Below are 13,287 nucleotides of genomic sequence, written 5' to 3'. Positions count from 1 at the left end.
CAGTATGAAGCGTATTGACCTGACCGACGATGCCCCGCACCTCCTTGTTGTCGATGATGATACACGAATCCGCGATCTCTTGCATCGCTATCTGACCGAACAGGGCTTTCGCGTCACCGTCGCTGCTGAAGCGCAGGAAGCCCGCCGCAAGCTGGCGGGCTTGGCCTATGACCTGCTGATCGTCGATGTGATGATGCCGGGCGAAAACGGCTTGTCGCTGACCAAATCGCTGAGCGGCGAGATCACTGCGCCGATCATTCTTCTGACGGCCCGCACGGAAGCCGATTCGCGCATTGCCGGGCTGGAGGCAGGGGCCGACGACTATCTGGCAAAACCCTTTGACCCGCGCGAACTGGTGCTGCGCATCAACAATATCCTGCGGCGCAACACCAGCGCCGATACGCCGAAAATCGAACAAGTGATGTTCGGCCCCTATACATTCTCCATCCTGCGCAAGGAGCTGAAAAAGGGACCAGAGGTCATTCACCTGACCGACCGCGAGCAGGATATCATGCTGCTGTTTGCCAACCGGGCGGGTGATACCATTCCGCGTCACGAACTGGTGGGCGAGGATACCGATGTCGGCGAACGCACCATCGACGTGCAGATCAACCGCCTGCGCCGCAAGATCGAGGACGATCCGGCCAATCCGGTCTGGCTGCAAACCGTGCGCGGCATCGGCTATCGCCTCAGCCGGGATTAAAGCATCGGACCGAAAAGTGGGAACCGGTTTTCGGATGAATCCGATGCGCAAACAAAAATTTAGAGCATCGTTCTGATGCTCTAAAGGCTGCATCCGACCAGCAGCGGTCAACCATAACGGAAACGACCATGACGTTCAGGCAAGCCTTCAGCCGATTGAAATACCGGCGCATTTCGTGGATCGACCTGCGCTGGTTCAGCCGCTGGCTGCGCCGCCAGTTTCCGACCGGCCTGTTTGCCCGTGCCCTGCTGATCATCATCCTGCCGATGCTGATCCTCCAGACCGTCTTGCTGTTCGTGTTCATGGAGCGCCATTGGCAGATGGTGACGCAACGCCTGTCCGCCGCCGTCACCCGTGACATTGCCACGGTGATCGTCTTGCTTGAAACCTATCCCCAGGACGCAGCCAACACGCTGAAAATTGCCAATTCCAAGCTGGGTCTGGTCGCCTCGCTGGAAAAGAACGGCGAATTGCCGGCCCCTCGCCCCAAGCCATTCTTTTCGATTCTCGATCAATTGCTCAGCGATGAATTGCGCAACCAGATCAAGCGGCCCTTCTGGATCGATACCGTCGGCGATTCGCCGCTGATCGAAATCCGTATCCAATTGAATGGCGAGGTGCTGCGGATTTTCGCCCGGCGCAACCAAGCCTATGCCTCAAATACTCATATCTTCCTGTTGTGGATGTTCGGCACGTCGCTGGTGCTGATCGTTATCGCCGCACTGTTCCTACGCGGCCAGATCCGCCCAATCCTGTCGCTGGCCGAGGCTGCCGAAAGCTTTGGCAAGGGCCAGAAGCCGGCCAAGGACTTCAGCCCGCGCGGAGCTGATGAAATCCGCCGGGCAGGTCTCGCCTTCATCCTGATGCGCGAGCGCATCGAGCGGCAGATGGAACAGCGCACCGCCATGCTGACCGGCGTCAGCCACGATCTTCGCACCATCCTCACCCGGTTCAAGTTGCAATTGGCGCTAGCAGGCGACAATCCCGATCTTGAACCGTTGAATGAAGATGTCGAGGCCATGCAAACGATGCTGGAAGGTTATATGGCCTTTGCCAAGGGCGAGGCCGAGGAAAATTTCGGACCCTTCAGCCTGAAGGACATGCTGGAGAAAATCAGCGCCGATTACCGGCTGCACGGCAAGACCTTCAGCTATGTGATCGAGGGTGACGAGCAGATCCGGGTGCGCCCCAATGCCTTCTGGCGGCTGGTGGGCAATCTTGCCGCCAATGGCCGCCGCTATGCCAATACCATGCATGTCGAAGCCCGCCACGGAACCAAATGGCTGACCATCGTCTTCGATGATGATGGTCCCGGCATTCCCGCCCAATCCCGCGACGATGTGTTCAAGCCGTTTTTCCGGCTGGATGAGGCTCGCAACCAGGATGCGTCAGGCACCGGGCTTGGCCTCGCCATTGCCCGCGACATCGCCCGCAGCCATGGCGGCAATGTCACACTTGGCGACAGCCCGCTCGGAGGCCTGCGCGCCACGATCCGCATTCCGGTTTAACACCGTAGGCCGGTTTACGGAACGCCCGAGCGCGGCAAACTACATCATTTTGCGCCCATTCGGCACGCCGCGCTCCACCGACGCCAGCACGATGGCTCCGGCCTCATCCTCAAAACCGAGAGTGAGAACCTCAGACCGCACAGGCCCGATCTGGCGCGGCGGAAAATTCACTACGCCGAGCACTTGGCGGCCAACAAGGCTTTCCGGCGTATAATGTACGGTGATCTGCGCCGATGATCGCTTGATGCCGATCTCAGGCCCGAAATCAATCCGCAGCTTGTAGGCTGGCTTGCGGGCCTCAGGAAAAGGCTCCGCCTCAATGATCGTCCCGACCCGGATATCGACTTTTTCGAAATCGCTGTAAGTGATCTCGTCGGAGGTTTTTTCCGTCCCGCTCAAGAGGCAAGCTCCTCGGCCCGGCGTTTCGCGGCGGCTATCGCCGTGTCGAACAGCGGCTGCATGCCCTGGTCAGCCATCAACACTGCAAGGGCTGCGGCGGTGGTGCCGCCCGGCGAGGTAACATTCTTGCGCAGCGTGGCGGCATCGTCCGGGGACTGGTGCAACATTTCACCAGCCCCGGCGACAGTTTCCCGTGCGAGATGCATGGCGAGGTCCGCTGGCAGACCGGCTTTACGGCCTGCCTCAGCCATGCACTCGACGAGATAAAACACATAGGCCGGACCGCTGCCGGAAACGGCGGTCACGGCGTCGATATCGCTTTCGCTCGCCACCCACTCCACTGGACCGGAAACAGCCAAAAGCGCCGTCACCCGCGCCCGCTGATCTTCACTGACCTCGCTATTGGCATAAGCGCCGGTGATACCGCGCCCAACCATCGCAGGCGTATTGGGCATGGCGCGGACCATGGCCGCAACCCCCAAATGGGTTTCCATGAAAGCCAAGGTCTTACCAGCCGCAACCGACACCACAACCGTGTCGGCATCGACCAAAGGCTTGAGCGGCGCAAGCACCGCTTCCATCACTTGCGGCTTGACTGCCAGAAACAACAGACCAGCCACGATATCGCCCGGCGCCTGCGTGACATGGCGCACGCCAGCCTGGGCAAACCGGGCCTTGGCGGCATCACTTGCGCCGGGATCAATAACGATCACCGAGGCCGGATCAACGCCATTCTTCAGCCAGCCCGACAACATCGCACCGCCCATATTGCCAGCACCGACAAGAACGATAAGGCTTGTCATTGTCAGGCCTCACCAACCGTGGTGAACAGCGCCGCATCCATAGCAGACTTGGCATCGATCCCCGACCAGACGACGAACTGGAACGCCTGGAAATAGGTCTCGCAGGCCTCGACCGCGCTGGACAAAAGCACTTCAACCTGCTGGTTGGTCGGCTCGGCACCGCCAGCCAGAATGAGCGACTGGCGGAAGATCACCACGTCTTCCTGTCGCCACAGATCGAAATGGCCCATCAGCACCTGACCATTGATATGCGACAGAAGCCGGATGATCTCGTTGACCCTGGGTTCCGGCACCCTGATATCGAAGGCGCAGGCCAGATGCAGCGCCTCGCATTCCTCCATCCAGGAGAAGGAGACGTGATAGGCAGCCCAGCGGCCATCCACGGTCATGGCGATTTCATCTTCGCCGGACCGCTCGAAAGACCAGTCATTATTGGAGGCCACATACTCGATCGTATCGACCGGGTTGGACTGACGTTCAAATTGAAATTCCATTAGGCTCATGCCGCACCTTCTAAACCGGGAATGCCCTTGTGACGACGACACGCTGACACCATCGACACACCACAACGCACTGACCGGAAATACGCTTCGAATGACACCCGATAGCCCCAGAATGCTTGCGGCACCCTGCCCGAAACTGGTCGGGTTCGTTTCGAATCATCATTTAAAATCAGTGTATAGCGGGCACTGCCCCAAACCAGCCCCTCCCCGCCGATTTCACGAGCGTCACTGTGGACAGCGCGTGTATCAACACCCAGGTCCAAGGGCTTAACTGACTCATGGAATTGCCTTTTTTGAAACAATCCACATGTGGAAAAAAATAGTAAGCAATCATTAACCACAACGCCCCGCCAAGGCTGGATTGGCCCCAGACGCGCAATAAAAAACGGCTGCGCGTGAGCGCAACCGCCGGATAGCGTGATTGATGATTTGCAAGCCTATCTACGGGCAAACAGGCCGAATCCTGATTGTTCCGTATATGTGATCAGTGAGTCGAATCAGGGATCGCAGTCGCACTGGCTTGCGCTTCCAGCGCTTCGATACGGGCCTTGAGGGCTTCGTTTTCTTCCAATGCCTTCAAGGCCATTTCGCGCACCACGTCGAATTCCTCGCGGCGCACCACGTCCAGGCTGTTTAGCCAGCGTTCGGCCTGGGCATGCAAGGCGGTTTCCGCTTCCTTGCGCACACCCTGGGCAGCACCCGCGGCATCGGTCATCAACTTGGCGAATTCATCCATGATACGGCTTGTTCCGGTGCTCATGATCGTGTTCCTTACGCTCCACCACAAGGCGCCCACTGGGGCGCGGCATTCTCTGGAGGTAGGGATTCGGGGCAGGCTATGCAAGAGAAAACGCCCTGGGGATGATCGGTCTTTGCACAGAACATTCCGGATCTCATGTCTTTTTTTAAGCTCTCGGTGCAATTTTCACCTTAATCGGAGCGGATCAAGGCGGGCCGGTAGATTCACCTTGACCAGCGCAAGCCTGCCCGCCATTTTTCGGACAAATCGAATGAAAGCATATCCTTGAACACAGTAGCCAGCCTTTTCGCTATTCTGCCCTATCCGCAGATCGACCCGATTGCCCTCAGCATCGGCCCCGTTGCCATTCGCTGGTATGGGCTGGCCTATGTGACGGGCATTCTCATCGGCTGGTGGCTGGCGCGCCGGATGATCGCCAATCTGTCGCTCTGGCCCGGTAACGCCACACCGATCACCGAAAAGCATCTGGATGACTTTCTGGTCTGGGCGGCGATCGGCATCGTCCTGGGCGGGCGGATCGGCTATATCCTGTTCTATGACCTGCAACCGGTGCTGGACAATCCGGTCGTGGCGCTGGAAATCTGGCGCGGCGGCATGTCCTTCCATGGCGGCCTGACCGGCGCGACACTGGCGATGATCGTCTTTGCCCGGCGCAACGGCCTGCCCGTGTGGATGCTGTTCGACCTCGTGGCCTGTGTCGCCCCCATCGGTCTTTTCTTCGGTCGGATCGCCAATTTCATCAATGGCGAATTGTGGGGCCGGATCAGCGACGTGGCCTGGGCCATGCAGTTCCCGACCGGCGGTCCCTTCACGCGCCATCCGAGCCAGCTTTATGAAGCGGCACTGGAAGGCCTGGTGTTGTTTGTGCTGCTGCAAGTGCTCGTCCGCCAGTTCCAGGCGCTGAAAACCTCTGGCGTCATCAGCGGCGTGTTTATCTGCGGCTATGCGCTGGCGCGCATCTTTGTTGAATTTTTCCGGGAACCAGATGAGCAGCTTGGCTATCTGGCAGGTGGTTGGTTAACGATGGGCATGGTACTCTCGCTGCCGATGCTGGCGCTGGGGCTGTGGGCTATCTGGCGGGCAAGACGTGCCGGGCGCAGCCAAGAGCCGTCAGGACTAAAGGGATGAATCGGGAAACGCTGACCATGACCACCACGCTTGGTGATAAGATCAAGGCGCTCATCCGGTTGAACGGTCCGTTGAGCGTCACGGATTACTTTGCTCTCTGCCTGGCCGATCCGGAATTCGGCTATTACAAAACCCGTGAGCCATTCGGCACCTCGGGCGATTTCATCACCGGGCCGGAAATCAGCCAGATCTTCGGGGAGATGATCGGCGTTTTCATTGTCCATGCCTGGCAGCGCCATGGCCTGCCCGCCCCGGTACGGCTGGCAGAGGTTGGCCCCGGACGCGGCACGATGATGAGCGACATGCTGCGGGTGATCGCCCGGCTTGCCCCTGATCTCTACCGGGATTCCACCGTGCATCTGGTGGAAACCAGCGACCGGCTGCGCCAGATCCAGCGCAACAGCCTGGAACCGCATATCGAAAAGATTGACTGGCATGACAGCTTTGGCGATGTGCCGGAAGGCTTCGTGCTGGTGGTGGCCAATGAGCTGTTCGACGCCATTCCCATCCGCCAGTTCGTCAAGCTCGGCCCGCATTACCGCGAACGCATGGTCAGTCTCGGCTTAGACGACGAGCTGATCTTCTCGACCGGGATTGCGACACTCGATCCGGCTCTTCTGCCGCCGGGCGCCAGCACCCAGCCTGACGGTACGGTGTTTGAGTTTTCACCCGCCCGCCGCGCGGTGATGGCGGCCATGTGCGAGCGGCTGAAAGCCGAAGGCGGGGCGGCACTGATCATCGATTACGGCCATATCTCCACCGGCTTCGGCGATACGCTGCAAGCCTTGCGCGCCCATGATTACGATCCGCCGCTGGCCAATCCCGGCATTGCCGACCTAACCAGCCATGTCGATTTCGAGGATCTGGCCCGCACCGCCCTTGCCGCCGGGGTCACGCCAAGCGGCTGCCTGCGCCAGGGGGATTTCCTGCTTGGACTCGGCATCAAGGAACGGGCCGGAATTCTGGGACGCGGCAAGGATGAGGCCACCCAGCTTGAACTGGCCGAGGCCGTCAACCGGCTGGCCGGTGCCGGCGTCGGACGGATGGGCGAATTGTTCAAGGTGCTCGCCCTCTCCAGCCCCACCCTGTCGCTCGCCCCGTTCCGGCCCCTGCCCCAGACGGATCTTTAGCTCAGGCCGAGCTTTGACCTAGGCCGAGCTTTGACCCTGGCCAAGCTTTGACCCTGGATTGACAGATTACCGCAGTGATGGTCACATCCGGCCAAATCGCCGGATCTGACCACGCTGCGGGCAAAATCCTGGACATAATGCCGATTGATTCGGATTAAGACATGCGAAAGGGACACCGATGCCGTCCTCGACACACGATGTGGCCCACCTTCAACCCGAAACCAAACCATCCCCCTTGCAGAGTACCCTTCTGGCTCCCTGCGGATCGGACGGAATCGTTCACGGCTTTTTCACCCGGCATGGCGGCGTCTCCACCGGCATTTACGCCGGGCTGAATATCGGGCTCGGATCAAATGACAGTCCGGCGCATGTGCATGAAAACCGCGCCCGCGTCGCTGGCTGGTTTGGCGGCACCGAAGCGGATCTTGTTACCGTTCATCAAGTCCATTCCCCCGATGTGGTGACGGTAACCGCGCCTTTCGGTTCGAATCGGCCACAGGTGGATGCCATGGTCACAAACCAACCCGGTCTCATTCTTGGCGCGCTTGCCGCCGATTGCGGACCGATCCTGTTTGCCGATCCGGTTAACCGGATCATCGGGGCTGCCCATGCCGGATGGAAGGGCGCCCTGACCGGCGTACTGGAAAACACCATCGAGGCAATGATCGCGCTTGGCGCTGCCCGCGCCAGCATCGTCGCCACGCTTGGCCCATCGATCAGCGCCAAAGCTTATGAGGTCGGCCCGGAATTCGTCGAGCGGTTTCTGGCCCATGATCCGGCCTATCAACGGTTCTTCACGCCTTCGACCAAACCCGGCCACGCGATGTTCGACCTGCCGGGACTGACTGTGAAGCGGCTGACGGATGCCGGGATTGCCGCCGACATGCTTGGCATCTGCACATATGGCGACCCGGATCAGTTTTTCTCCTATCGCCGCACCACCCACGCCAGCGAGCCGGACTACGGCCGCCAGATTTCCGCCATCATGCTTCAGGGGCCTCGTGTATGACATTGCATTTTTCAACTGCCGAATACGCCGCCCGGCTGGACCGCCTGACCGACAGGATGCGCGAACAGAAGCTGGATGCCATGCTGCTGTTTGCCCAGGAAAGCATGTATTGGCTGACCGGCTATGACACGTTTGGCTATTGCTTCTTCCAGACACTGGTGGTCAAGGCCGATGGCTCGATGACGCTTCTGACCCGTTCGGCGGATCTGCGCCAGGCCCGCCAGACCTCAACCATCGATAATATCCTGATCTGGGTTGACCGTACCAACGCCGATCCGACCAGCGACCTGAAGGATCTGCTCAACGACCTCGACCTGCTCGGCTGCCGGCTGGGCATCGAATACGACACCCATGGCATGACCGGACGGGTCGCTCGGCTGCTGGACAATCAATTGCTGAGCTTCGGTGAATTGATCGACGCGTCGATGCTGGTCAGCGAATTGCGGCTGATCAAGAGTCCAGAAGAAATCGCTTATGTCGAAAAGGCCGCCAGCCTTGCCGATGACGCGCTGGATGCCGCCCTGCCGCTGATTTCAGCCGGGGGCGATGAAGCTGCCATTCTCGCTGCCATGCAGGGTGCGGTTTTTGCAGGTGGCGGTGATTATCCGGCTAATGAATTCATTATCGGCTCCGGCCAGGATGCGCTGCTGTGCCGCTACAAGGCAGGCCGCCGGACGCTGTCGGCCAATGACCAGCTGACACTGGAATGGGCCGGTGCTTCCGCCCATTACCATGCGGCGATGATGCGCACCGTGCTGGTCGGCGAACCATCGCCTCGCCACCGCGAGCTTTATGCCGCCTGCCGGGAGGCGATCCAGGAAATCGAAACCGTGCTGCGGCCCGGCCATACATTCGGCGATGTATTCGAGACCCATGCCAGAGTTCTTGACGAACGAGGCCTGACCCGCCACCGGCTGAATGCCTGCGGTTATTCGCTGGGTGCCCGCTTCTCCCCGTCCTGGATGGAGCACCAGATGTTCCACATCGGCAATCCGCAGCAAATCCTGCCCAATATGTCGCTGTTCATCCACATGATCATCATGGATTCCGAACGCGAGACCGCGATGACGCTCGGCCACACTTATCTCACCACCGAAGGGGCGCCACGCGCGCTGTCGCGTCATCCGCTGGATCTGATCGTCAAGGCGTGAGCATCTTCGATGCCCTGACATCAAAGATGCGATTCTGTCGATAAAAGGCGACAGATGCGTCGCGTTTGAAGCAAAATTTAACGTTTTAGGAAGATAATCGCGGGATTCTCATACGAACGCAGCCGTTAAGGAGGCAGCCAATGAGACGTCCCGCTTCCAGCATCGGCTCCGCGCTCGTTCTGGCCCTTGGTGGTCTGGCCAGCGCTGGCTTGGCCAGTACGGGTCTGGCCGGTTGCAGCGTCTCCGACACGCTGACGCCACCCGTCGATGTCGGCACCAGCGGCTCGATCAGCAAACCGCTGACCGGTGAAGACATGCAGACGGCCATGCGCCAGAATGACGATGTCCCGCGCCGCCCGCATCGCACGATGCGTGAGCAAGCACCGGAACAGGCCTACTCCCCCTATCCGCAGCAGGAAAGCCAGTCGCAGCCGCAAAATTCGCTGGAAGCCCAGGCGCAAGCCCTGCAAAACGGCTATAATCCGGTTGCCTCCGAACCTCTGGACGGCCAGCCCCGCCGCCAGCAAAGCTGGCAGCAGCCCGAACGACAACAGAACCGGATGCAAGAACAGGCCGGGTCATCGGTCAGCCAGTCGGAGCCTGAAGAACAGACCGCTCTCGCGTCGCAAACCGATGAGGAGGCCGCCGCCCCCGCCTCGCCCGCACCCTCACAGCAAGCCTCGCTTGCACCGGCTGGCGATGCCGGACCGGACTCGATCCGGTTCCTGCCCATCATCGGCGCACCGGTTGAGGCCGTGACCCCGCTTTCACGCCAGTTGGGGGCCGAGGCCCGCGCCAAAGGCCTGATGATGCGCAGCTCCAGCGGCGAACAGGCCCGCCATATTCTCAAAGGCTATTTCTCCGCCTATGGCGAAGGCGGCAAGATCACCGTCGTCTATGTATGGGATATTCTCGACGCCAGCGGCAACCGCCTACACCGCATCCAAGGCCAGCAGACCGTGCCGGGCAAAGCCCAAGACCCCTGGGCCGCCGTCCCCGCCTCCGTCATGCAGATCATCGCCAACAAGACGCTTGAGGAATATGTTGACTGGCGGGCGAAAAATACGGGATGACGGTGGAAAACGATCAAGGTCGTTTGGTGGGGCGTTTTCGTGCAAGCCAGATCGTCGCACCGCCGCATGAAAGATCGTTCTCGACATACTGTACAACTTCGAAGCCGTTAGGGTGCAACAACTCTTCATACTCGGCGCGATCCAAACTCCCGTGATACAAAGGCTTGCCTTCAAAGGTGCCAATCGCCTCGCCATATGTTGTACCACTGGTAAATAGCATAACGGCACCCGGAAGAGCGAGATGACTGAACGTAGCGAACATTGGACGCTGATCTTCTGGTTTCAGGTGAAATAGACTGTGCCAGGCAATAAGACCATGAAACTTGCCTAGCGAGGGCAGGTTACGCATGTCAGCAGTAATCCATAGATGATCAAAGAAATTCGTCTTCGCGACTTCGATCAACGCAGCAGCACCATCCACGCCAGTGACACGGCAGCCGTTATCAATCAGATAGCGCGCTATTGGTTCACCTGATCCACAACCGATGTCAATGACGTCCGATCCGTCCCGCGTCATAGTGGATAGGAAGATATCAAGCCAAGAACGCTCGACTAAGTCTCGTCCGCGCAGTTTTGTCCAAGCGACGGCGTTTTCCTGATAGAGGTCGATAACGCTATCTGCAATAATTGAGGACATCCTGTCTTATACACCGGCCAACTCTCATCAGATACCCAGACGATATCGACATCCGCTTTTGGCGCATAGTCGCCCTGTTCATTAAATCCGCTGTTTTTCGCACAGAACCTAGATGGATTCGGAACACCACCTGCAGGAAAATCACTTCGTTTACGAATTTCCGTGAGAACTGTCGCAAACCACTTGCATTCAGGGGCAAGGGCGCTAAAAAGCCCGCATTGCAGCGCCGCGCATGAAACAAGTGTGCTGGGGTCGGTTGTAACAGTTTTAATCCGGTGTGTGATGCCCAGGCGGGGTCGCGCATCGGGATGCAAACAGGCGGGCACAAATGAAGGTCTTCGCAGGTAATTCGAACCGGCAACTTGCTGAAGCGGTCTGTAAATATCTCAATGTTCCCCTTGGAAAAGCCAGCGTTCGCCGCTTTGCGGACCAGGAAATCTTCGTGGAAATCCAGGAAAACGTCCGTGGCGAGGATATCTTCATCGTCCAGTCAACGTCCTTTCCCACAAATGACCACCTGATGGAACTGCTGATCATGATCGACGCCTTCCGCCGCTCCTCGGCGCGGCGGATCACAGCCGTCATTCCCTATTTCGGCTATGCCCGCCAGGATCGTCGCGCCTCGGGCCGCACACCGATCTCGGCAAAGCTGGTTGCCAACCTGATCACCGAGGCAGGCGCCGACCGCGTGTTGACGCTTGACCTGCATGCCGGCCAGATCCAGGGATTTTTCGATATCCCGACCGACAATCTTTTTGCAGCACCCGTCCTCGCCCGTGACGTCAAGGAGCACTACGACCTTGCCAATCTCATGGTCGTTTCACCTGATGTCGGCGGCGTGGTGCGTGCGCGTGCGCTTGCCAAGCGTCTGGACTGTCTTCTGGCCATCGTTGACAAGCGTCGCGATCGCCCAGGCGAATCCGAAGTGATGAACATCATCGGCGATGTCGAGGGCAAGGACTGTATTCTGATCGACGACATCGTCGATAGCGGCGGCACGCTCTGCAACGCGGCGGAAGCGATGCTGAACATGGGCGCAGCCAGCGTTACCGCCTATATTACCCATGGCGTGCTTTCGGGCGGTGCTGTCACCCGCGTCACCTCCTCCAAGCTGCGCGAACTGGTGATCACAGATTCCATCCAGCCGACAGTCGCAGTGCAATCAGCCCATAATATCCGGGTATTGAGCACCGCCACCCTGCTTGGCGAAGCCATCAACCGGACCAGCGCCGAAGCCTCGGTTTCCAGCCTGTTCGATTGATCGTCGCGACACGACTGCATTTCCATTCAGAAATGTGAAAAACAAAAAAATAGAGCGTTTTCACATTTCGATGACAAACGAAAACGCTCTGCGCGTTTTGCGATCGCGCCTTATTTCCTTCGGTGTGTGAAGGACCGCTTTTTCACGTCCATGCATAGCTTTTCGGTCGAGCGGGAATTGAGCATCGAGTCTATGTGACATTCTACACAAAACACCTAGGATCAAAACAGAATGGTTGCAGGCCGCTATTCCATTGATGAAAGGTTGAGCTTCGGATACCTTTCTATTTGCATTGAAAAAATGGCTCGGACACCATGACCTGCACGCAAGCTCAAGACGATATTCCTGTACAGCAACCGAAGCACCGGGCCATGCCTTTCACATCCAGCGCCATGCTATCCCACCCGCGGATTCATCCGATCATCCGCCTGCAGGCAGAGGCCTTTCTGAAACGGTTCGAGGAGCACCCTCAGATCGCCAGGGTTTTTGCCAGTCACCAGCGCTGGCTTCTCGGACAGATTGCCCTGATGCAATATTTTGAGGCGGGCCAGATCCTGCCTGCCCGCTATTTCGACTTTATCGAAGCCAATGGCGTGGCCAGCCGCAATACGGCGGATGCATTTCTGAAGGAAATGGAAACCTACGGCATCGCCCGCGAAACAACCACCACCGACCGGCGCAGCAGGCCGCTTGTGCCGAGCGAGGCCAGTCTCGCCAGTGCGGCGGGCTGGATGGAAATCCATCTGCGAAGCCTGGACGGGTTTGACGACGGCGCACGGCTGCAAAACTTCGAGGCCAATGGCCGGGACATGAGCAAGCTGCATCCGCTTGTCGCCTCGGCTTTCATGCAAACCCCTGAACTGCGCGAGCAGCCGAAGATTTTTGATCCCTTCGTCTGGTTGAATAACGGCAATATCATCATCGACTGGCTGATGGCCAAGAGCCAGGACACCGAGGCCGACGCTGAGCAGATTTTAATCGGCACCGTATCGATCCAGGCCATGGCCGAGACATTCCACCTGTCTCGCTCACACCTCACCCGCAAACTGCTGGATGCAGCAAACGTCGGGACCATCGGCTGGAAAGGACGGCGCGGGCGCTCGGAACTCTGGGTTTCCAACCAATTCCGGCGAGAATATGAAAGGGCGCAAACCGTGAAGCTCGAGATTATCGACGCCGCCTGCGCCAAATGCGGCTTGCTATAGAGCGAGATGTCAACGCT

General features: G+C 58.8%; 14 protein-coding genes. 9 read left to right on the top strand and 5 right to left on the bottom strand.

Annotation, left to right across the window (positions count from 1 at the left end; genetic code table 11):
* Window positions 1-4: 4 nt before the first annotated feature.
* Together H1Y61_RS07550 and H1Y61_RS07545 are read left to right on the top strand one after the other, a co-directional pair.
* On the top strand, window positions 5-703 hold the full coding sequence (locus tag H1Y61_RS07550) for a response regulator (RefSeq protein WP_180574216.1): 699 nt from the start codon (window positions 5-7) through the stop codon (window positions 701-703).
* 128 nt (window positions 704-831) lie between these two features.
* On the top strand, window positions 832-2,211 hold the full coding sequence (locus tag H1Y61_RS07545; protein WP_180574215.1) for a sensor histidine kinase: 1,380 nt from the start codon (window positions 832-834) through the stop codon (window positions 2,209-2,211).
* Window positions 2,212-2,250: 39 nt separating this feature from the next.
* Here the strand turns inward: H1Y61_RS07545 and H1Y61_RS07540 are convergent, their stop codons facing one another.
* The 4 genes from H1Y61_RS07540 to H1Y61_RS07525 all read right to left on the bottom strand — a co-directional run bounded on the left by H1Y61_RS07540 (window position 2,251) and on the right by H1Y61_RS07525 (window position 4,676).
* Window positions 2,251-2,610 carry a tRNA-binding protein gene (locus H1Y61_RS07540; RefSeq protein ID WP_180574214.1) on the bottom strand — a complete coding sequence of 120 codons (360 nt, stop codon included), beginning with the start codon at window positions 2,608-2,610 and terminating at the stop codon, window positions 2,251-2,253.
* A complete protein-coding gene (gene proC, locus H1Y61_RS07535; protein ID WP_180574213.1) occupies window positions 2,607-3,413 on the bottom strand; it encodes a pyrroline-5-carboxylate reductase in 807 nt (268 codons plus the stop codon). Before proC ends, H1Y61_RS07540 begins: the two co-directional genes overlap by 4 nt.
* A gap of 2 nt (window positions 3,414-3,415) precedes the next feature.
* The gene (locus H1Y61_RS07530; RefSeq protein ID WP_180574212.1) at window positions 3,416-3,916 is read right to left on the bottom strand and encodes a type III secretion system chaperone family protein; all 501 of its coding nucleotides are present in this window, start codon (window positions 3,914-3,916) and stop codon (window positions 3,416-3,418) included.
* A 484-nt stretch (window positions 3,917-4,400) separates the two neighbouring features.
* Window positions 4,401-4,676, bottom strand: a complete 276-nt coding sequence (locus tag H1Y61_RS07525; protein WP_071204546.1) for an accessory factor UbiK family protein — start codon at window positions 4,674-4,676, stop codon at window positions 4,401-4,403.
* A 264-nt stretch (window positions 4,677-4,940) separates the two neighbouring features.
* Between H1Y61_RS07525 and lgt the strand changes: the two genes are divergently transcribed.
* The 5 genes from lgt to H1Y61_RS07500 all read left to right on the top strand — a co-directional run bounded on the left by lgt (window position 4,941) and on the right by H1Y61_RS07500 (window position 10,167).
* Window positions 4,941-5,804 (top strand): prolipoprotein diacylglyceryl transferase, encoded by an 864-nt coding sequence (gene lgt, locus H1Y61_RS07520; protein WP_174111378.1) that lies wholly within the window; start codon window positions 4,941-4,943, stop codon window positions 5,802-5,804.
* 17 nt (window positions 5,805-5,821) lie between these two features.
* Complete coding sequence (locus tag H1Y61_RS07515) at window positions 5,822-6,934, top strand: class I SAM-dependent methyltransferase (protein WP_174111868.1); 1,113 nt, start codon at window positions 5,822-5,824, stop codon at window positions 6,932-6,934.
* 178 nt (window positions 6,935-7,112) lie between these two features.
* A complete protein-coding gene (gene pgeF, locus H1Y61_RS07510) occupies window positions 7,113-7,943 on the top strand; it encodes a peptidoglycan editing factor PgeF (protein WP_180574211.1) in 831 nt (276 codons plus the stop codon).
* A complete protein-coding gene (locus H1Y61_RS07505) occupies window positions 7,940-9,094 on the top strand; it encodes a M24 family metallopeptidase (RefSeq protein ID WP_180574210.1) in 1,155 nt (384 codons plus the stop codon). The genes pgeF and H1Y61_RS07505 overlap by 4 nt, the downstream gene beginning before the upstream one ends.
* A gap of 140 nt (window positions 9,095-9,234) precedes the next feature.
* Entirely contained in the window at window positions 9,235-10,167 is a 933-nt protein-coding gene (locus H1Y61_RS07500) for a hypothetical protein (RefSeq protein WP_180574209.1), read from the top strand.
* Between the two features lie 13 nt (window positions 10,168-10,180).
* Here the strand turns inward: H1Y61_RS07500 and H1Y61_RS07495 are convergent, their stop codons facing one another.
* The gene (locus H1Y61_RS07495) at window positions 10,181-10,804 is read right to left on the bottom strand and encodes a class I SAM-dependent DNA methyltransferase (RefSeq protein WP_180574208.1); all 624 of its coding nucleotides are present in this window, start codon (window positions 10,802-10,804) and stop codon (window positions 10,181-10,183) included.
* Window positions 10,805-11,132: 328 nt separating this feature from the next.
* Here H1Y61_RS07495 and H1Y61_RS07490 point away from each other — a divergent pair, with 328 nt between their 5' ends.
* Together H1Y61_RS07490 and H1Y61_RS07485 are read left to right on the top strand one after the other, a co-directional pair.
* Window positions 11,133-12,065, top strand: a complete 933-nt coding sequence (locus tag H1Y61_RS07490; protein ID WP_015916696.1) for a ribose-phosphate pyrophosphokinase — start codon at window positions 11,133-11,135, stop codon at window positions 12,063-12,065.
* A gap of 314 nt (window positions 12,066-12,379) precedes the next feature.
* Window positions 12,380-13,270 (top strand): hypothetical protein, encoded by an 891-nt coding sequence (locus H1Y61_RS07485; RefSeq protein ID WP_180574207.1) that lies wholly within the window; start codon window positions 12,380-12,382, stop codon window positions 13,268-13,270.
* The last annotated feature ends 17 nt before the right edge of the window (window positions 13,271-13,287 follow it).

Origin of the sequence: Agrobacterium vitis (assembly GCF_013426735.1) — a bacterium.
Taxonomy (GTDB): domain Bacteria; phylum Pseudomonadota; class Alphaproteobacteria; order Rhizobiales; family Rhizobiaceae; genus Allorhizobium; species Allorhizobium vitis_D.
This window is presented reverse-complemented; position numbering and strand designations above follow the sequence as displayed.

Coding starts and splice junctions, on each gene's coding strand:
- H1Y61_RS07485 (WP_180574207.1), top strand. CDS start 12,380: ATGACCTGCACGCAAGCTCAAGACGATATTCCTGTACAGCAACCGAAG.
- proC (WP_180574213.1), bottom strand. CDS start 3,413: ATGACAAGCCTTATCGTTCTTGTCGGTGCTGGCAATATGGGCGGTGCG.
- H1Y61_RS07500 (WP_180574209.1), top strand. CDS start 9,235: ATGAGACGTCCCGCTTCCAGCATCGGCTCCGCGCTCGTTCTGGCCCTT.
- H1Y61_RS07550 (WP_180574216.1), top strand. CDS start 5: ATGAAGCGTATTGACCTGACCGACGATGCCCCGCACCTCCTTGTTGTC.
- pgeF (WP_180574211.1), top strand. CDS start 7,113: ATGCCGTCCTCGACACACGATGTGGCCCACCTTCAACCCGAAACCAAA.
- H1Y61_RS07490 (WP_015916696.1), top strand. CDS start 11,133: ATGAAGGTCTTCGCAGGTAATTCGAACCGGCAACTTGCTGAAGCGGTC.
- H1Y61_RS07505 (WP_180574210.1), top strand. CDS start 7,940: ATGACATTGCATTTTTCAACTGCCGAATACGCCGCCCGGCTGGACCGC.
- H1Y61_RS07515 (WP_174111868.1), top strand. CDS start 5,822: ATGACCACCACGCTTGGTGATAAGATCAAGGCGCTCATCCGGTTGAAC.
- H1Y61_RS07530 (WP_180574212.1), bottom strand. CDS start 3,916: ATGAGCCTAATGGAATTTCAATTTGAACGTCAGTCCAACCCGGTCGAT.
- H1Y61_RS07525 (WP_071204546.1), bottom strand. CDS start 4,676: ATGAGCACCGGAACAAGCCGTATCATGGATGAATTCGCCAAGTTGATG.
- H1Y61_RS07495 (WP_180574208.1), bottom strand. CDS start 10,804: ATGTCCTCAATTATTGCAGATAGCGTTATCGACCTCTATCAGGAAAAC.
- H1Y61_RS07545 (WP_180574215.1), top strand. CDS start 832: ATGACGTTCAGGCAAGCCTTCAGCCGATTGAAATACCGGCGCATTTCG.